This window comes from Pseudomonas sp. H2_A10 (genome assembly GCF_054680085.1).
Map to the genome: position 1 here is coordinate 5,215,009 of NZ_CP162821.1, position 18,845 is coordinate 5,233,853.

The 18,845-nt window shown below is 57.9% G+C and carries 14 protein-coding genes and 1 pseudogene; 8 read left to right on the plus strand and 7 right to left on the minus strand.

Features of this window, described 5'->3' with window-relative positions:
• Positions 1–57: 57 nt before the first annotated feature.
• Positions 58–1,050 (minus strand): hypothetical protein, encoded by a 993-nt coding sequence (locus AB4O23_RS24245; protein ID WP_065876600.1) that lies wholly within the window; start codon positions 1,048–1,050, stop codon positions 58–60.
• 177 nt (positions 1,051–1,227) lie between these two features.
• On the opposite strand from AB4O23_RS24245, the gene AB4O23_RS24250 reads away from it, so the two are divergent.
• From AB4O23_RS24250 to AB4O23_RS24260, 3 genes and pseudogenes are all read left to right on the plus strand, one after another.
• The gene (locus AB4O23_RS24250) at positions 1,228–2,154 is read left to right on the plus strand and encodes an ABC transporter ATP-binding protein (protein ID WP_460069042.1); all 927 of its coding nucleotides are present in this window, start codon (positions 1,228–1,230) and stop codon (positions 2,152–2,154) included.
• Positions 2,151–2,876: an ABC transporter permease gene (locus AB4O23_RS24255; RefSeq protein ID WP_017529398.1), complete on the plus strand. Its 726-nt coding sequence runs from the start codon at positions 2,151–2,153 to the stop codon at positions 2,874–2,876. The genes AB4O23_RS24250 and AB4O23_RS24255 overlap by 4 nt, the downstream gene beginning before the upstream one ends.
• Before the next feature lie 15 nt (positions 2,877–2,891).
• Positions 2,892–4,633, plus strand: a pseudogene (locus AB4O23_RS24260) (Gldg family protein).
• Between the two features lie 7 nt (positions 4,634–4,640).
• Here AB4O23_RS24260 and AB4O23_RS24265 read toward each other — a convergent pair.
• The 3 genes from AB4O23_RS24265 to AB4O23_RS24275 all read right to left on the minus strand — a co-directional run bounded on the left by AB4O23_RS24265 (position 4,641) and on the right by AB4O23_RS24275 (position 7,167).
• Positions 4,641–4,949, minus strand: coding sequence for a hypothetical protein (locus AB4O23_RS24265; protein WP_017529400.1), 309 nt, complete (start codon positions 4,947–4,949; stop codon positions 4,641–4,643).
• Positions 4,950–5,207: 258 nt separating this feature from the next.
• Positions 5,208–5,642, minus strand: coding sequence for a DoxX family protein (locus AB4O23_RS24270; RefSeq protein WP_017529401.1), 435 nt, complete (start codon positions 5,640–5,642; stop codon positions 5,208–5,210).
• 103 nt (positions 5,643–5,745) lie between these two features.
• Entirely contained in the window at positions 5,746–7,167 is a 1,422-nt protein-coding gene (locus tag AB4O23_RS24275) for an MltF family protein (protein WP_460069039.1), read from the minus strand.
• 235 nt (positions 7,168–7,402) lie between these two features.
• Between AB4O23_RS24275 and AB4O23_RS24280 the strand changes: the two genes are divergently transcribed.
• The 4 genes from AB4O23_RS24280 to AB4O23_RS24295 all read left to right on the plus strand — a co-directional run bounded on the left by AB4O23_RS24280 (position 7,403) and on the right by AB4O23_RS24295 (position 15,587).
• Positions 7,403–8,209 (plus strand): TatD family hydrolase, encoded by an 807-nt coding sequence (locus AB4O23_RS24280; RefSeq protein ID WP_017529403.1) that lies wholly within the window; start codon positions 7,403–7,405, stop codon positions 8,207–8,209.
• Between the two features lie 96 nt (positions 8,210–8,305).
• Positions 8,306–9,787: a methyl-accepting chemotaxis protein gene (locus AB4O23_RS24285; protein WP_068937870.1), complete on the plus strand. Its 1,482-nt coding sequence runs from the start codon at positions 8,306–8,308 to the stop codon at positions 9,785–9,787.
• Positions 9,788–9,985: 198 nt separating this feature from the next.
• A complete protein-coding gene (locus tag AB4O23_RS24290; RefSeq protein ID WP_460150285.1) occupies positions 9,986–15,103 on the plus strand; it encodes an RHS repeat-associated core domain-containing protein in 5,118 nt (1,705 codons plus the stop codon).
• A 121-nt stretch (positions 15,104–15,224) separates the two neighbouring features.
• Positions 15,225–15,587, plus strand: coding sequence for a DUF962 domain-containing protein (locus AB4O23_RS24295; protein ID WP_460060947.1), 363 nt, complete (start codon positions 15,225–15,227; stop codon positions 15,585–15,587).
• A gap of 3 nt (positions 15,588–15,590) precedes the next feature.
• On the opposite strand, the gene AB4O23_RS24300 is transcribed toward AB4O23_RS24295, so the two are convergent.
• The 3 genes from AB4O23_RS24300 to AB4O23_RS24310 form a co-directional block, all read right to left on the minus strand.
• Positions 15,591–16,388, minus strand: a complete 798-nt coding sequence (locus AB4O23_RS24300; protein ID WP_460060949.1) for an acyl-CoA thioesterase — start codon at positions 16,386–16,388, stop codon at positions 15,591–15,593.
• An 89-nt stretch (positions 16,389–16,477) separates the two neighbouring features.
• Positions 16,478–17,239 (minus strand): CHAD domain-containing protein, encoded by a 762-nt coding sequence (locus AB4O23_RS24305; protein ID WP_065876993.1) that lies wholly within the window; start codon positions 17,237–17,239, stop codon positions 16,478–16,480.
• 41 nt (positions 17,240–17,280) lie between these two features.
• Complete coding sequence (locus tag AB4O23_RS24310; protein WP_003172685.1) at positions 17,281–17,559, minus strand: hypothetical protein; 279 nt, start codon at positions 17,557–17,559, stop codon at positions 17,281–17,283.
• Between the two features lie 215 nt (positions 17,560–17,774).
• On the opposite strand from AB4O23_RS24310, the gene AB4O23_RS24315 reads away from it, so the two are divergent.
• On the plus strand, positions 17,775–18,812 hold the full coding sequence (locus tag AB4O23_RS24315) for a patatin-like phospholipase family protein (protein ID WP_017526575.1): 1,038 nt from the start codon (positions 17,775–17,777) through the stop codon (positions 18,810–18,812).
• Positions 18,813–18,845: the final 33 nt, after the last annotated feature.

An 18,845-nucleotide genomic window follows, 5' to 3' on the forward strand; every position in this document is an offset into this window, starting at 1 on the left:
GGCGTCGACTGGCTGGCATTGATAATAAATGAACCGAGAAAAGTAGCCAGGGCAGTTCTAACGATCCAAAGCCTGATCCAGTTCATGCAGCACGCCTTGCAGACTCTGGCGCAAGCTTAATAACTGCGACGTCATCACATTCAATGCTTCGGCCTTCCGGTTGACTGCCGACGCCTGCTCCTGCAGTTCAAGGTTGCGCTGCTCTTGGGCTCGCGCGGTGTCGTCCACTTGATCCTGCTCGCGCTGCAGCCGAGCCTTCCATTGAGCCAATACTGTCTCCTGCTCGACCGCAGCGAGTTTCTGCTGGGTCAACTCCTGCGCAACACGAGCAAGGTTGGTGAGCGTGCTGTCCACCTGGAACAAAGCGCTCTGGTCCAGTGGCGCCGCCAGCCCTGGCTGCATTGACAAGTCGGGCTCAGCCGTGGAAATGGACGCTATTTGCAATGGCACCACGGATGGCGTCTCGACGAGGGCCGGTACTGGCTCTTCAAGCCTTCGCTCGGGCAGTGCCTGCGGGGCAGGTTCAGGTCGGCTTGGCGCTCTGGGCGGCGAGACCATTTGCGATGAGAAGCGAATGGACGGCACGATCAACGTAGCGCTTTCAATGGCCGGCAAAGTGGGCGCGGATATGCCCAAGGTGATCACTTTCATCACCAGCGCTTTCTTGATGATCAGCGAGTGATGATCCTCTGGCCTGGCAGGCGGCAACTTACTGCCCTTCAGATCAACAAAATGGTACGGCACCTGGGTTTCATTGGTACCACCAGCCTTGGTCTCCAGTGCGGCCGCCAGTATCAGGATCTGCTTGAACACATGCATGGCTATTTGCAGGTCTTCCTTGGACTCAACACCGCCCAAAAAATACCGTTCGGCTTTTTTGCGCAAGGTCGCGATATACACCCGTGAACTACCAGGCTCAACCTCCTCATCCAGGCTGTAGGCAATAAAGTTAGAGGCAATCTGACCGACAGCAAAACCACACAGCAACGCGCCGTTGACAGGAGCATCTTGGCCATTGCGTTCAAGAACTAACGTACGTAGAAGCATCATGATAATCAGGCCTCACTGAGACATTTAAAAATACACACCAATTGTTTCAGTGACGCGCCCGACACGCACGTAGGATTTTTCTTATTAATACCAATGGACATTCCCAAACGAGACCATTAACCGTACTCTTTTTCAAATCTCAGCACCTGCGTCATACACACTTATTCGGTAAAACCCGTGATCGAAATAAGCAACCTGACAAAATACCTGAACAAAAAGAATAGACTTAGCGATATTTCATTCAACGCAAAGCCCCGCGAATGCTTGGGATTATTTGGGGATGACCCCATTGCCAAAACGACACTTTTGAATTTAATGTCGGCTTCAATATTTCCCTCCAGTGGAAATATAAATATTCAAGGCTTGGATACACGTACTCAAACGCGCGAAGTCAAAAGACTGGTTGGTTATCAACTTTACCGACACGTTAGCCATGCCACTCTGACCGTAAAAGAATTCCTTTACTACATCGCAGCGACGTATGGATTTAAAGGCGCCGAACAGCGTGCACGCGTGGAACAAGCCGCCACGCGCCTGGAATTGCTGACGGCGCTCAATGCCCCCCTCGACGCCTTGTCCATCGGGTTGAAGCGCAAAGTCGGGATCGCCCAGGCCATTTTGCACACGCCCCTTGTGTTGCTGATGGACGAACCAACGGAAGGCCTCGCGCCTGATCAGAAACATGCATTCACCGGGCTGATCCAGTCGTTGAAGCAGGACATGACGCTGGTCATCGCTTCGCGTAACCCTGATGAACTGTCGCAGTTCTGCACGCGTGCGCTGGTTATCGCCGACGGCCGCCTGGTGACGGACGCCCCCTTGCAGAAACTGCAACGTGATTCCCGTCATTTCCAGGCGGTCACCCTCACCGCCGATACCCCCTTGGACTTGCTGGCCCTCGCTGTGCTGCCTGGAGTCGCGGGTATTGAAGAACATCAACATGCACCGGGCACCGTCACCGTTCTGGTCATGCCCGGGCACACCATCTACACCCACATTCACACACTCATTGCCAACCGTGGCTGGAAAATCAACACATTGGATCTGGAGCCCGGTCGCGTGAACGAGGTGGTTCCATATCCGAGCCAGGAGAGGCGCCTGTGAGACTGTTGCCCGTTATTTTCAAGCATCAACTCACCAGTTATGCCTCAACGCCTGCGACCTACTTGAGCATTGCTCTGTTTTTGCTCATGTCCGTCACGCTGGGGCTTTATGCACACCGCTGGCTGGAGCAAGACACGCTTGATCTGCAGATTTTCTTCCAACTGCATCCCTGGCTCTATTTGGTGCTGATGCCTACCCTGACGACGCAACTCTGGGCAGAGGAATCCAATGCCGGTTTTCTCGACGTGGTCAAAATACTTCCCATCACTGCGTCAGAACTGGCTATTGGCAAATTCCTGGCCGCCTGGGCCGTGGCATCGGCGGCCTTGATCTCAACGTTCCCTCTCGTCATCGTGGCTAACTATCTCGGCACCGCAGATAACGGGCTTATCGCGTCTCAATTTATAGCGAGCTGGCTGTTAGCGGGCAGTTATTTGGCGGTAGGCTGTTTTATATGTTCCTTTACACGCCAGCATATAATTATTTTCATACTCACGTTATGTTTGCTGTTGATCGCCAGTGGTTTGTCTACGGCCATCGATAATCTTGAACATCAGGCACCTGTGTGGTTGATCGACAGTTTAACTGTTCTCAACCCACTATCACGCTTCAGCACTATCGACAACGGCAAGCTGACACTTCATGACGCGGCTTACTTCATCAGCATTATTGTCGCCTTTCTCACTGCGACAACTGTCATTCTCAACCATAAACACCGCTGAGGAGGACAGATCACCATGCGATCCACTTTGCGTACGGGCATGACACTTACTGTCATATTGCTGCTGTTCCTCGCTTTTAATCTGGTTTGGGTAGCAAAAATCCCTGATATCCGGTGGGACTTTTCTGAAAAAAAATCCATACCCTATCCCCTTCGGTCCACTCGTTATTGGTATCCCTGAATAGCCCTCTGGACTTGTATTACTTCAACGCACACAACACCCCAACACGCAGCGATGCCTTGAAACGCTACGGCAAGCGCATTGAAGATCGGCTTCGGGAATACGAAAAGGCAGCGAAAGGCATGATCAACCTGCACGTTATCGACCCCGAGCCTTTTTCAGAAGACGCCTACAAAGCCGGGTTGTTCGGCCTCAACGGCGAGACGGGTTTCATGGGGCTGATTGGCACGCGTGCGAATCGCGGAGCACAACGGATAGAGTCATTCAGTCTGGATAGGGAGCCGTTGCTTGAATATGAGATCAGCCAGTTGATCTCCCGGTTGCAGCACCCGCAACCTCCTACCGTAGGGCTGCTGCCAGGGCTGACCCTCGACGAAACATCGGGCCGGCTATTGGGGGAACTACAGCAGCACTTCAAGGTGGTCAACTTGGGAACGACCACCGATCGCGTGCCGGAGAATGTCCAAACGCTGATGGTTGTGTATCCGCAAGCGCTGTCCGAACGGACGTTGTATGCCATTGAGCAGTTTGTACTGAAGGGCGGCAGGCTCATGATGTTTATCGACCCGATAAACGAACAGGACTCAACCCCATCGGTGGTCAATCCCAAGCTGGATGAACTGCTCGCCGCATGGGGCATACAATTGCCAGCGGACAAATTGCTCATCGATAACCACTATGCAATGTCGCAGACACAGGGTGCCGGCAAGCCCACCGTGCAGCATCCGGCCAGGTTGAATCTGCCCCGACAAGCAATGAATACACACGATATCAGCACCCGGAAAGTGAATACCGTGACGGTATCGAGCAGCGGCGCCCTTTTTCAGCGCAAAAAAGCGCGCACAACCTTCACCCCTCTCCTACAAAGCTCAAGGCACTCCGCACTGCTGGAAACCGAGCGTTTCGCTTCAGCAACCACGTTCAGTTCGGTATTCGAAGAAGCCTCCACTGCAGCGCAACGCCACGTGATCGCGGCCCGTATTGAAGGGCCGGCTTACTCAGCCTTTCTCGACGGCATGGCGGGACAGCCGCCCGGTTTGCAGCAAGCGGCGAACATCCATGTGGTGGTAGTCACCGACACAGACCTGCTCACGGATCAAGTCAGCAACTGGGCATCCGACAGCAATGCGCTGTTTGTACTCAATACACTGGATAACTTGGCGGCCCCCGATACGCTCGCCAATATCCGCCCACGCGCAGCGGCGCAGGGGTCGACAAGTAAGCTGGGGCGACTGCGTGATGATGCCGCACGCGCCTATCATCAACAGGCGATTGAGTTGGAGCAGCGTCTACAGCGAACAGAACGGGAATGGCAACGGCTGAGCCCACAAGCGCTGGCTCCCGGGCCCCAGGCTGTGGATACGAACTCAACCTTACAGGCGCTCAATAAAGAGCGCCTGCGTTTGCCTATCGAATTACATGCTTTGAAGGTAAAGACGTATGCCCCCGTGCATCGCATGGAGCAGACGATAAAGGGGGTGTTGAGCTTGGCGATGCCACTGACATGGTGCCTGCTCGCCTGGTTTATCTTCCTGCGCCAGCGTCGCCGGCTGCGGCATGAAGCGGTCTTATACTAACGCGCTATCAACGACGGGCAATCAACCCCTGGCGGGCGATTCGGGTCAACTGACGGATCACTTCATCCGCTTCATCGGCACATGGCGCCTGGATAACCGCAAGGTCAAAGCTATCACTGGCAAAGCGCGCAAGAGAATCGCCATCCTCAACGAACTGAATCAGGAACGCTGAAGGGCGCCCGGTGCGACGTGGCCAGCCGTCCAGATAACGCAATAGCGTCGGCTGGTGCTTGCCACCCAGGAGAATCTTTGGATTGCGTTGAGTGAGGTCCGCTGTGATCGGGGCCAGGCGTATCAGGGGGCGTAGTGCATTCATCGTGTCGTGTCTCTGCCTCAAAAGTCTGCGGGCAGGTGAGAGGCAACACCGAACCAGCGCTTTAGCGGTATTTCGAAGTGCTCTCGTCAGGCGAGAACAAGCTTCTGTCGGGCTGCATCGAGTCCCAGTGGCGCCCCGCAATTAGCTGTTTAAATCGGCGCATGAACGGCATCCTAGAGAAGCCGATGGGCCGGTGTCAAGAATCCCAGGCAACGAAAAGGCCCGCATGGCGGGCCTTTTCGATGTGTCAGCAGGCAATCAGTTGGCGATGGCCCGGTCGGCAGACAGTTTGCCGGCACCTTCCAGCAACACTGCCAGCGAGCCGCCCAACAAGGCCAGTGCGAACTCGTAACCGTTATTGGCCATGAACAGACCGTTATGGATATGCACCGAGAAGATCGCCACCAGCGACAGGATGGTCAGGCCCAACGCCGCCGGGCGTACCAGCAAGCCAATGATCAACGCCAGGCCGGCAAAGAACTCGGTGCCACCCGACAGCAGCGCCATCAGGGTACCCGGTGCCAGGCCAATGCTTTCCATCCACTGGGCAGTGCCCGCCAGACCGTAGCCGCCGAACCAGCCAAAGAGTTTTTGCGACCCGTGCGCGGCGAAGATGATGCCGACAACAATGCGCAAAATAGTCAGGCCGTAGCCGGCACGGGTGGACAGAAGACTTTTGATCATTGGGCTCATGCTGAGAATCCTTTTCGGAGTAGGGGTTGGTTGGCCGCTATATTAATCAGTTTAAGCAATGATAAAAGCCGAAAAAATGCTTAATTAATATCGATAAACCTGATCACTTGCGTGATGCCACTTTCGCCACCGGGGGCTCCAGAGACTCCCGCTCCCGGTCAAACGCCAAATAATACTTGTTGACGCTATTAACATAGCTGACCCCGCCCATCCCCACCTGCTCCATGGCGATGCGTTCGACCTGGAAGAACCACTGGTTCGGATTAAGCCCCCGGCGCTTGGCCTCGGTACGCATGCCCTGCACCCGCTCCGGCCCCATGTTGTAGGCCGCCAGCACAAACGCCATGCGTTCGCGCTCGTTAAGCTTGGGGCTGGCAAAAAATTTGCGCCGGATCAACGCCAGGTAACGTGCGCCCGCCTGCACATTGCTGTCGAGGTTTTCAATATTGTTGACGCCCACCCGTTGCGCCGCCGAGGGTGTGATCTGCATCAGGTCGGTGGGGCCACCGCTGTTGCGTGCACCGGGGTCGAAAGCGGACTCCTTGAAAGCCAGTGCCGCAAGGTTCAACCAGTCCATACCCTGCTCCCGGGCGTGCTTTTGCAACACCGGGCGCAGTTTTTCCAGGCGTTGGCGGTCGACACGGGCCAGTGGATTACGGACTTGGTAGAGGCGACGGTAGATACGTTGAAAGGCCACATCCTGGTCGGACGGCGTTCGGTAAGTCTTGAGAAATCGATCAATACTGGCTCGCAGCATCGAAGCGTCCTGGCTCACAAACCAGTACTCGTCGCCCGGCTCACTGATCACCACCTGCTTGTCGAAACGCAGTTTGGGCAGGACCTTCGACCAGCGCTCGGCAATCGGCTTTTCGACAATGGTCAGATGAAAGATGCCCGCCTGGACCATCTCCAGCACATCTTCCACGGCCAGGGTCGGGTCGACCCATTCCACTTTGATCGGCGGCTGCTTGTGCAACGCCAACTTCTGGTTGACCTGGTTGATGGCGTCCGCCGCCGCACTGCCGGTGGTCAGCGCCAGCGTGCGCCCAGACAACTGCTCCAGCTTGGTAAAGCGTTTTTCGCCTTTTACGCCAACCAGCCACAAGGGTATGCCGCTGGCAATCGGATCGCTGGTGGTGATCTTGTGAGCGGCGGTTACATCGAGCAACTCGCCAGGTGCCACGAGGTCGCCTTCGCCACGTGCCAGCGCGCCGAGCAACTGGTCCTTGGCCTTGGGAATGATCTTGAGGTTGATTTCCTGGCCATCACGGGCGTGGCCATTGAGGTATTGCTCGAAGGCCCGCAGGCGATGGTACTCGACACCGATGGCCTGGCCCTGTACTTCGCCGGAACTGTTGCGACTCTGGTTGACCAAAACACGCAAGGTGCGGCTGGCGCGGATCTGCGCCAGGTCGCGCACCTTGCCGGGCTTGGTCACTTCCAACGGCCCGTCCAGACGCGCGACCGCCGCCATGGGCAGCAGTAATGTCAGGCACAACACAAGCAACGCCGAGGGTCGGATCATCCGCTCTCCGGAAAGAATACTGGCCAGTGCCCTCGCGAAAACGAGGCGCTGGGAGTCAGAAACAGAGCGCTTTAAGCGCAGGCTTTGCGCGCAACGGTGGCACAGTGCAAGGCAGCCAGCCAATCACGATGTCACTTGCGACGTTCAAAGACAGCTATAACTCGTTGTAGTTCTTCGATTTTCTTATAAATCTACAGCTCTGATATGCTTTCCGGCCGCAGGCGGAGATAGCACCATGCAACTCATTGATATCGGCGTCAACCTGACCAACCCCAGTTTCGACGACAAGCACCAGGCCGTTCTCGACCGCGCCTATGCCGCCGGCGTGCACCAGTTGGTGCTCACCGGCACCAGCGTCGACGGCAGCGAACAGGCTTTGGAGCTGTGCGTAAACCTCGATGAAAGCGGCCAACGCCTGTTCAGCACCGCCGGCATCCACCCCCATTGCGCCAGTGACTGGAATGATGACAGCGCCCAACGCTTGCGCGGTTTGCTCAGCGAAAGCCGTGTGCGGGCGGTGGGCGAATGCGGCCTGGATTTCAACCGGGACTTCTCGCCGCGCCCGCAACAGGAAAAGGTCCTCGAAGAACACCTGGCCCTGGCCGTGGAACTGAAACTGCCGGTATTTCTTCACGAGCGCGACGCCAACCAGCGCTTGCTGGACATCCTCAAGGGCTACCGCGACCACCTCAGCGCAGCCGTGGTGCATTGCTTCACCGGCGAACAGCAGGCGTTGTTCGGCTATCTCGACCTCGACTTGCACATCGGCATCACCGGCTGGATCTGCGACGAGCGCCGTGGGACGCACCTACATCCACTGGTCAGGGAAATTCCCCGCGGCCGCCTGATGCTGGAGAGCGATGCGCCCTACCTGCTGCCGCGCACCCTGCGACCCAAACCAAAGAACGGCCGCAACGAACCGGCCTACCTGACCGAAGTACTGCGCGAAGTCGCCCTGCACCGTAACGAAAGCATGGAAGACCTGGCCCGCCACAGCACCGCCTGCTCCCGGGCGTTTTTTGGGTTGCCTAGCGTGGATTGATGCGGCGCATTGACCCATGTCAAAACCGGATTTCTGAGTAGCGGCACAATAATGGCACCTTGCCAATGCTGTTTCCGCTATCAGAGAAAACCTTCCATGGGTGCCTGGCTTAGCAATATCTCGCTGAAGTACAAATTCTGGGCCGTGAACGCGGTCGCCTTTATCACCACCCTGCTGCTGGTCCTGTACGCCGTGCAGCTCGAACAACAAGCGCGCAGCACAGCGTCCCAGGCCTCGGCGCAGGCCCAAGGGCAACTGCTCGGCGCCTGGCCGGCCGACAAACCGTTGCCCAAGGGCGAGCATTGGCTGGCTTTTGCACGCGGCCAAGTCCCACAGCTTGGCGACCTGGATCTGTCCGCCCTGAGCAGCAGCACCGGCTGGGTCGAACTCAACCCTATGCCGCTGTTCGGTGAAAACCCGCTGCTGGGCGCTGAAGTGGTCGCCCGTCCTGACGGGCAATATATCGCCGTGCTTGCTCACGCCCCCAGCCTGAGCCAGGTCTTCGGCGAACGCTTCGCCAACTATGCGGTGGCGGTCCTCATCCTGATGCTCGCCATGCTCGGCGCTTCGCAGTTGCTGATCCGCTTCCTGCTCAGCCAACTCAACACCCTCAAGGACGTGATGCTACACGTGGAGAAAACCGGCGACCTGTCGGCCCGCGTGCCGTTGGCCTGCAAGGACGAAGTCGGCCAGATGGCCAGCGCATTCAATGCCATGCAGGCCGGTTACCAGCGGGTCGTCAACACTGTGGCGCGCACCGCCCGGCAACTGGACGAGGGCGCCGCACGCCTGGCCGGCAGCATGAACGAGGTGCAACACGGCATGCTCGGCCAGCAAAGCGAAACCGACCAGGCCGCCACTGCCATCAACGAGATGACCACTACCGTCCACCACATCGCCCAGCATGCCGGCGCCACCCGCGATTTATCCCAGACCGCCGACACCCTCGCCGGCAGCGGCCAGGCCGTAGTAACCCGCGTGCAACACTCTATCGCGGGCCTGTCCAGCGGCGTGCAACAGACCGCCGAAATGATCCAGAAACTGGCCGAAGACAGCCAGAAAATCAATGGCGTGGTCAGTGTGATCCACAGCATCGCCGAACAGACCAACCTGCTGGCCCTCAACGCCGCCATCGAGGCCGCTCGCGCCGGGGAAATGGGCCGTGGCTTTGCCGTGGTCGCCGACGAAGTACGCAACCTCGCCAAACGCGTACAAAGCTCCACCGATGAAATCACTCACATGGTCTCGGCGCTGCAAGCCGGCACCCGCGACGCCGTGGACTTCATGCAGGAAAGCTCGTTCAAGGCCGACGATTGCGTGCAGCAGGCTCAGGAAGCCGGCGCCGCTCTCGCCGAAATCACCGGTGCCGTGGCGCAGATGCGCGAGAGCAACACCCAGATCGCCGTCGCCGCCGAACAACAAAGCCATGTGGCCGAAGAGATGAACCGCGCGGTGGTGAGCATCCGCGATGTGACTGAGAACACGGTGCGGCAAACCGTGGACTCGGCCACCACCAGCCAGGAGCTGGCCACCCTGGCGGGTGAGTTGAGCAAGGCGATTGGCCAGCTAAAACTGTAGGACCGACCAGCCTGTAATCCGACTCCTACGATCGGCCCTGCATTTACCCGCCGTTTTGGCGAAACCTCCTAACCGTCCTGGCGAATAGCGCCGACTTCTTTACCTGACGAACCTCTCCAAAGTCTCTCGCCTGATCATTCAGTGCGAGGGACCGCCGATGTACCTACCCGTTAATGCCCTGCTCAGTGGGGCTGCCTCTTGATTCCGGTCATTGCCAGCCTGGTCCTGGCCCCCATGGATGCCAAGGCGCCGGACGTTGAAGGCGTCTTGCGTGATTTGCGGGCATGTCTCAACACCTTTGACGACTGGGCCGAAAGCGTCTGGAGTGGCTCGGCGCTTGAGGTGGAGCAGGTTTTCAAAGTCGGCGAAGAGGTTGCATTGATCGCGCCGGTTTCTTCCAGAGAGCCCAGCGCTGTCGTCGCCAAGTGCGATGCCCAGGGCTCGCTCACCCTGCTGCACATGTTCGAAAGCACACGGTCGGTGCCTATCGGCAACACGCCGGTAGTGCTGCAGGCCATTGACCAGGATGGCAGCCCGACGGGACCGTCCATCCATCGAACCATCGGCCCCAGCGGCATTCTTGAAATCCAGGAATGTACCCGCGACCAGAAATACCAGATCACCTTTTATCCCAACGTTTCCAAGGATCACGTCAAGGCGCTGTATGCGTCTTATCAGTCGGTGATCGCGGAGCTGGAAACGCGCCTGCGTGATGAATGGGCCAAGACCTTCAAACCCCAGTGGGACGAGTTTGCCAACGCTACATCGTTGCAACGCAGCGCGATGCAGGGCATGGCGTTTTCCAGCGGTTTGGCTCAGGCGCTCTACAACCTATGGGACAACGTTACGCAGGTGTATGAACTGCTGGCGGATCTCAAGGCCAACAGCGAGAAGCTGTTGGCGTACATCTCCCAGGCTGAACTCGATGCGCTGCTGGCGCTCGGCAGCGACGCGATTGCCAACGGTTTGCTGGTGCTTAGTGATGAGCCGCTGCTCTTCATCTACCTGACAGCGATGGTCAGTTGGATACGCCTGTTGCCGCCGCCTGAGATGTACGAAGTACTCGGAGAAATCACCGGTGAGGTGTTGATCAATCTGCTGCTGATTTGGGCGACGGCGGGCACCGGCGTGGCACTGCGCTTGGGCGCCCAAACGCTGAGTTCCATCAAGTCCGTACGGGTGCGAGGGTTGTTGGAGTTGCTCGCCAAGCACCTTGTGGGGCCGAGATTGGAACTGCATGTCGAGACGGCTAAACCATTGCTGCTGGGCAGTGCGCCAACGCCGATCAAGACGATTCCGGTTGCGCCGTTGAAGGCTGGGGATCAGGTGGTCTCGAACCCTGTTCCGTTGGTTCGTAACAAGTCCCAGCGGACGGTATTGGTTCGGCAGGAGTCTGTCGATGATGTGCCGGTCGTGGCTACGAATCCCAAGGGTGACGCGGCGACTTCGGCGGACAAAACAGCGACCAATGGCTGCCCGGTGTCGATGGTCACTGGGGAGGAATTGCTCACCCTCACCGATGGTGTTTTGGACGGGATATTGCCGTTTGAGTGGACCCGTTTGTACCGCACCAGCGCGGTGGAAGTGGATGTTGGGCTGGGGTTTGGCTGGAGTCATTCGCTGGCGCAGCGGCTTTCTGTTTCGGGCGATTCGGTGGTGTGGACCGACCATGAAAACCGGTCGACTGAGTTTCCACTGCCGACCGAGGCGCGACCGGCGATCACCAACAGCCTGGCTGAAGCGGCGATCTATTTGGGGGCTTCGCCGGATGAGTTAGTGCTGGCCCAGGCCTCGCGGTTTTATCACTTTCGCGACGGTGTGCTGGTCTCGATCAGCGATGCGTATGACAACCGCCTGCGGATTTCGCGGGATGTGTTGGGGCGTATTGCACGGCTGGATAACGGCGTGGGTCGCTCGCTGTGTTTGCGCTATGAGCTGGGCCGCATGGTGGCGGTGGATTACCAGGTTCAGCGGGCCAAGGGGTACGAGCCTTACGAATGGATCACGGAACAGAACGTTGTTTCCTACGCCTATGACGACGCCGGACGACTGGTTTCGGCGACCAACGCCGTCGGCGAAAGCGAGGTTTATCGGTACGACGAGCAGCACGTCATTCTGGAGCGGGGCTTGGCCGGCGGGGCGAGTTTCTTCTGGGAATGGGAACGCTCTGGCAAGGCGGCGCGGTGTGTCCGGCACTGGGCCAGTTTTTCGCAGATGGATACGCGGTATGTCTGGGAGGACAACGGCCGCGTGGTCGTGCATAACGCCGATGGCAGTCAGGAAGTGTATGTCCACGATGACCGCGCACGGCTGGTGCAGCGCATTGATCCGGACGGCGCCCAGCACTTCAAATCCTACGATGACAAGGGTCGACTGACAGTCGAGCAGGATCCGCTCGGGGCGGTGACGGCGTATCAGTACGACGATACCGGACGCTTGGTGGCGTTGTTTCCGGGAGATGATGAACCGACGTCCTACGAGCATGACAACGGCTTCGTACGGGTGGTGCGGCGTGGTGAGGCGGTCTGGAAATACGAGCGTAACGACCAGGGCGACGTGACGCGTAGGACCGATCCCGATGGTGAGGTGACGGACTACAGCTACAACAAGTACGGGCAACTAACGGGCGTTTGGTATCCCGACCACAGTTGTCATCGGCTGGTGTGGAACGAACGCGGCCAGCTCATTGAAGAGCAACTGCCCAATGGCGGCGCCAAGCGCTATCGCTACGATGATCTGGGCCGCCAGATTGCCCGCGAGGATGAACAAGGCGGGCTGACCGGGTATCAGTGGGACAGCGTCGGCCGGTTGATTCGCATCGTGTTGCCAGACAGCGCCACGCGAGAATACAGCTACAACCCCTACGGAAAAATCACCGCCGAACGCGACGAACTCGGCCACGTCACCCGCTACGAATACGCCAACGGCCTGCACCTGATCAGCCGCCGCCTCAACGCCGATGGCAGCCAGGTCAAATACCGCTACGACAACGCTCGACTGCTGCTGACCGAAATCGAAAACGAAGTCGGCGAAATCTACCGATTGGATTACCACCCCAACGGCCTGATCCGGCAGGAAATCGGCTTTGACGGTCAACGCACCGCCTATATCTACGACCTCAACGGCAACCTGCAGGAAAAAACCGAACACGGCGACAATGGCAGTCAGTTAGTGACTTGTTACGAACGCGACCACGCAGGCCGCCTCGTACGAAAAACCCTACCCGACGGCAACATGGTCGATTACGCCTACGACCGCCAGGGCAACCTCCTCAGCGTCGACGACGGCCACTGGGCGCTGGTCTACGAGTACGACGCCCAAAATCGCCTCACCGGTGAACATCAGGGTTGGGGCACCTTGCGCTATGGCTATGACGCCTGCGGTCAGCTTCAACATTTACGCCTGCCAGACAACAACCGCCTGGTTTTTAGCCACGGTAAAGGCGGCGACCTCGCTACCGTCCAACTCAACGGCGCATTACTGACCTCGCATCTCTTCAAATCCGGCCAGGAACACCAGCGCCAACAAGGCCAACTCCTCAGCCACTACCACTACGACGACCAACACCGCCTGCACGCCCACACCGTCACCCAACAGGAAAACCACCTCTACCAACGCCATTACGATTACGACAAATCCGGCAACCTCACCCGCCTGAACGACACCCGCAAGGGCGAACACCACTACCGCTACGACCCGCTAGCCCGCCTCACCCGCGCCGACCATTCGCAAGACCTGCACGAACGCTTCGGCCACACCCCAGCGGGCAATCTACTGATGCACGACCGCCCCGGCCCGGACATCGTCGCCGGCAATCGGTTGATGATCCAGGGCGACCGGCACTATGACTACGACGCCTTCGGCAACCTGATCCGTGAACGGCGTGGCAAAGGCCATCAACTCGTTACCGAGTACCGCTACGACTGCCAGCATCGCTTGATCGGTATTACACAACCCAACGGCCAGACCGCGAGTTACCGCTACGACCCGTTTGGGCGGCGCATCAGCAAAACCGTTGATGGCATAACGACCGAGTTTTTCTGGCAAGGCGAAAAGCTGATCGCCGAGCACCATGCGGATCGGCATCGCAGCTACCTCTACGAACCGGACAGCTTCCGTCCGTTGGCCTTACTGGAAGGGTTTGGTCCCAAAGAAACCAAGCCCTACCACTACCAACTCGACCACCTCGGCACGCCCCAGGAACTCACCGCTCCAGACGGAGAAATCGTCTGGTCCGCCCACTACCGCGCCTACGGCCAAATCAGCCGACTCGACATCGGAAAAATCGACAACCCGCTGCGCTTCCAAGGCCAATACTTCGACCCAGAAAGCGGGCTGCACTACAACCGCCATCGCTACTACAATCCGGATGTTGGTCGTTACCTGACGCCGGATCCGGTGAAGCTGGCGGGTGGGATCAACGCCTACCAGTACGTGCCCAACCCGACTGGATGGATTGACCCGCTAGGGCTAAATGCAAATTGTCCAGCAACAGGCAGAAAAAGCGCCGAATGTGAAAAACAAGCGGAACTAACTGCACCGGAAGTTTCTAGGAACGGGGCGTTTAAGCAAGCAAAGTCCGATGCCGGAATACCGAGAACACAACATCCGGAGCCGGTGTTTGATCCTAGATTGGGGAAAACCAGGCAATACTCAATGGTCACGATGAGAGACAGACAAAAAAATGAAGTTTTGGACGAACACGGCAAACCGATAATGACTCGGGAATACCTATTCACTCGTGGTGACCGCTTTCCAGTCTTGATTCAAGATCACGGAGCCGGACACAAATACTCAGATCCCGACGGTAAAGGAAATCAAACCGCGCATTTCAATCTTCGACCGAAAGAAAGACCTCGAACTGGCAAACTAGATGAAGCCAAAACCCATTACTACTTCAAGGATAAAAAAATGAAGCACTGGAACGAGTTAAACGACACGATCTTTTTCAATAAAGTATTTACTTTCCCCGTGGAAATTGGAGAAATCACCCTCTACTCACTAACCATCGATAATGACAGACCCAATATCGGAATGGGTTTTGACATCAAAGAGTTACCGGACGCCCCACCAGAAAAATGGATCAAAGAAGGATATAACACTTGCAGGATAGGCTTGGATTTCGGAGGGGTAAGCGATGTAAAAATCGAAAATATCCCTACTCGCGAACCTCTGAGAATGAAAATAACCAAGCTTGAAGATCATTATGCAATCCACGCTAAATCCGGTACATCTACAATCGAATTAAAAGCCAAATACGTTTCTCTGTGCGGACCTTCCGTTTATATCTGCGATCCAGATTCCGCTGGTTATTAGCTTTTATAGCTTACGGACTTTGCTTTTTCTATGCCTCCCATAGCCAACCCCAATTCGCCGCCCCGCCCTCTCCCACCTAGACTCCATCCAAGCCATTTCAACGGACAGAGGATTCACCATCATGGGCAAACGTCATCCCAATCTCCCCGCCTGGCAATGGCGTAACTACCCCCGGAACCACCAGCACCCGACCAACCTGGCGTTGCATCTGATTGCCGTGCCGCTGTTCATCATCGGTTTTCTGCTGATCGTGTCGGGGGTGTTCAGCCTGAGCCTGGTCAGTTTTGCCGTCGGCATCGTTGGCATCTTGGCCGGCCTGGCCTTGCAGCGTCATGGCCATGGCTTGGAAGCCGAGGCCAGTGAGCCGTTCAGTGATCGTAAGGATGCGGTGCAGCGCCTGGTGGTCGAGCAGTTCGTGACGTTCCCGCGCTTTGTGTTAAGCGGTGGCTGGTGGCGCGCCTGGCGGCAACGCCATCGGCATTGAGGTTCAGGCGAAGACCACCACGGTCTGGCGGCTGAGGGCGATCAACTCGCCGGTTGGGCTCCACAGCGCGGCGGCGGCATGGCCGTAGCCGTCGCGGGCGTGTTCGATATTGACGTGGTATTGGCACCAGTCGAGCGTCGTCAGCTCTTGCAGCGGCTGGATGAATTCGATGGTCCAAGTCAACGTGCTGCCCGGCGCCGGTTTCTTCAGGTGCGGGAGCAAGGCCGGAGGCCAGGCGTCGACCAAGGCCAGGATGTGCGCTTCGCTCAGCGGCTCTTCTTTTACATCGCCACGCAAGCGTACCCAGCCGCCCATATCGCGGGATTTATTGCCGGTAAATGGCAGCCCGCCGACACTCCAACGCATTGCCATATGCCGCATGAATTCAGGGGTTACGCCCTTGATATAGGGCAGTTCCTGGCACTCGTCCCAATGTTTGAATGTCGGAGGCGCTTCGCTTGCCACGTCGATCTCTGACTGCCGGGACGCGCCGAAACTGGCCTGTACCAAGGTGGCAATTTCACCGTTTTGCACCACGCGCCCAAGCAATTGGCTGACCGCCTTGCCTTCGCGCAGCACTTCGACCTGGTAACTGGCGGACACATCCGCTGCCACCGGGCCCACGAAGGTAATGGCCAGCGAGCGCAATGGACGATCGGCAGGCACCTGGGCGCGCAATGCTTCATATTGCAAAGCGGCGACCAGGCCACCAAAGGTCGCGCGCCCCTGGGCCCATTCGGCGGGGATGGTCACATCCAACGGGTTGCTACGGGCGGCGTCGAGCAAATCACTGAAGCGCATGGCGACCTCACGTCAAAAGAACAGATGGGGGATCTTAACCATCGGGCCGGCGAGGTACAGCGCTCATTCCGGCCAAAAGCCGGACCGATTCAGAAACATTCGGCGCTGAGTTTGTCCAGCACACGATCCGCCTGCCCTTCGGCCTTGACCATGGTTTTATGCCATATCGCCACGCAGGGTTGCAGGTCGGCTTGCTGTTCGGCCTGGGCCAGCCACTGCCAGCAGTCGTGCCAATCGCCCAGGGCTGCCTGGGCTTTCTTCAGGCGCGACATGGCGTTGGCAGGCAATCTGTCCAGTTCGGGATAGGCCTCGGCAGCGTAGCGCACACGCTTGATCAACAAGCGCAGGCGGTGGCGATCATGGTCGGGATCCTTCAGGGCCTCGTCGAGTGCCTGCCATTGCTTGGCCAGACGTTTCTCGACGCGCGAACGCAAGCCCTTGAGGAGTTTCTGATGTTCTGAGGCGCGAATAAAACGCGGGAAGGCATCCAGGATCAGCAGCAAATGCGCAAGTTGAGCACTTTGCGCCACCTGGCGATACGCATCGGGTTGCAGGCGCAAGCGCCGATCCGCCGCTGCGTGATGACCATGCTGATGCAGATAGGCCGCCAACACTTCACGGTCACGCAGCGGCGTGGTCAATTGGCCGACCGCGGCGGCGGCCATTTCAAGCTGTTCGACGCCTGGCAACCCACGCAAGGGGCGCAACAGGCTGCGCAGGCGCCGCACGGTGGTGCGCAAATCATGCAAGGCTTCATCGTCGGTGACGGCAGCAAGGCGAGCCTGGCAGCTCAGTAACCCTACTTCCAGGCCAATGACCTGAGCGACTAACTGATCGACCAACGCTGACATCCTGCCCTCACTTTCCGATGAAAAATCCTACTTGCTATACCTCAACGCCCGGCGCGCGACTCACGGATATAGAACCGCGCCTTCTCAGCCTTGTTGGAGCAACCTTCAAACGCTTCAAACTGTTGCTGGGTCTTGGCGCCCGTCAACAGGGATAAAGCCTTGGAGTAACTGACGGTGCCGGCAAACCCTTCTGCCTTGGCCAGATCGAGCTCTTTCCAGGCGGCGTCCAGTTGCGAGCCGCAGCTGTCGCGGTAGGCAGTCTTCCCGGCACAACCGGCCAGGGCCAGCATGATCACAGGCACACACATCCAGGCTTTCATCGATGACACCTCAAAAATAGAAAAACAGTCGTAGCGTGTAGACGTTACCTACGACAAAAAGTGCCTTGTCCATAGCCTGAAATCGGTAGTACCTATTGCCAGAGCATACCCGAGCCTAGTGGTTTTTCTGGAAAAATATTGCGCAGCTCAGCGAAGATTGAAGCCGCCCCCTCAATAGGTGCATTGTGGGCACCTGCCGATAAAGGACATGGACCATGAAGAAACGTGTTGCCTTGGTGCTGGGCTCCGGCGGCGCCCGGGGCTACGCCCATATCGGAGTGATCGAAGAGATCGAACGGCGTGGCTACGACATCGCCTGTATCGCCGGTTGTTCCATGGGCGCCGTGGTAGGCGGGATTTACGCCGCCGGCAAGCTGGATGAATACCGCCGCTGGATTGAAAGCCTCGATTACCTGGACGTACTGCGCCTGGTGGATGTGAGTTTTCGCCTGGGCGCAATTCGCGGCGAGAAAGTCTTCGGGCAGATCCGCAAGATCGTCGGCGATATCAATATCGAAGAGCTGCGCATTCCCTACACTGCCGTGGCCACCGACCTCACCAACCAGCAGGAGATCTGGTTCCAGGAAGGCTGCCTGCATCAGGCCATGCGCGCTTCGGCGGCGATCCCCAGCCTGTTCACCCCGGTAATGCAGGGCAACCGCATGCTGGTGGACGGCGGCCTGCTCAACCCGTTGCCGATCGTGCCGGTGGTGTCGAGCCACTGCGACTTGATCATTGCGGTCAACCTCAACGCCACTAACCAGAAGCACTACCAGTTGCCGGTGATCCAACGCCCGCCCGCGTTCAAGAGTCGCTTTAACAGCCTGGCCAAGTCATTGGGTTCGCACCTGCCGTTTCGTCGCAAGCAAGCCGAGCAGTTGATGAAACTCGAGCAGGAAGCCCTGCACGCCCAGGCCGCCGAGATCAACCCGTGGCTGGAATCGGCCGAACCCGAATCCCAGCAACCCGCCGCCGCGCCGGAAAAACCCGGCGCGCCGAAGTCGGCCACCGGGTCGTTCATCATCGACAACGTGGGGCCGGCGTCGCTGCTGGACCTGATCAACCAGAGTTTCGAAGTGATGCAAACGTCGCTGGCCCAGTACAAGATCGCGGGCTACCCGCCCGATGTGTTGATCAACGTGCCGAAGCGGGTGTGCCGGTTCTTCGAGTTCTACAAGGCGCCGGAATTGATCGCCCTGGGGCGGGAGATTGCCAGTGACACATTGGATCGATATGAGAGTGAGCAGCCTTGAACGCGATAGCGGCGGTTCAGACAACGAAATGCA

What these genes read in the sequence shown, in the direction of transcription:
- AB4O23_RS24315 (WP_017526575.1), top strand. Translation starts at nt 17,775, where the DNA reads ATGAAGAAACGTGTTGCCTTGGTGCTGGGCTCCGGCGGCGCCCGGGGC.
- AB4O23_RS24295 (WP_460060947.1), top strand. Translation starts at nt 15,225, where the DNA reads ATGGGCAAACGTCATCCCAATCTCCCCGCCTGGCAATGGCGTAACTAC.
- AB4O23_RS24275 (WP_460069039.1), bottom strand. Translation starts at nt 7,167, where the DNA reads ATGATCCGACCCTCGGCGTTGCTTGTGTTGTGCCTGACATTACTGCTG.
- AB4O23_RS24245 (WP_065876600.1), bottom strand. Translation starts at nt 1,050, where the DNA reads ATGATGCTTCTACGTACGTTAGTTCTTGAACGCAATGGCCAAGATGCT.
- AB4O23_RS24270 (WP_017529401.1), bottom strand. Translation starts at nt 5,642, where the DNA reads ATGAGCCCAATGATCAAAAGTCTTCTGTCCACCCGTGCCGGCTACGGC.
- AB4O23_RS24285 (WP_068937870.1), top strand. Translation starts at nt 8,306, where the DNA reads ATGGGTGCCTGGCTTAGCAATATCTCGCTGAAGTACAAATTCTGGGCC.
- AB4O23_RS24265 (WP_017529400.1), bottom strand. Translation starts at nt 4,949, where the DNA reads ATGAATGCACTACGCCCCCTGATACGCCTGGCCCCGATCACAGCGGAC.
- AB4O23_RS24305 (WP_065876993.1), bottom strand. Translation starts at nt 17,239, where the DNA reads ATGTCAGCGTTGGTCGATCAGTTAGTCGCTCAGGTCATTGGCCTGGAA.
- AB4O23_RS24280 (WP_017529403.1), top strand. Translation starts at nt 7,403, where the DNA reads ATGCAACTCATTGATATCGGCGTCAACCTGACCAACCCCAGTTTCGAC.
- AB4O23_RS24300 (WP_460060949.1), bottom strand. Translation starts at nt 16,388, where the DNA reads ATGCGCTTCAGTGATTTGCTCGACGCCGCCCGTAGCAACCCGTTGGAT.
- AB4O23_RS24310 (WP_003172685.1), bottom strand. Translation starts at nt 17,559, where the DNA reads ATGAAAGCCTGGATGTGTGTGCCTGTGATCATGCTGGCCCTGGCCGGT.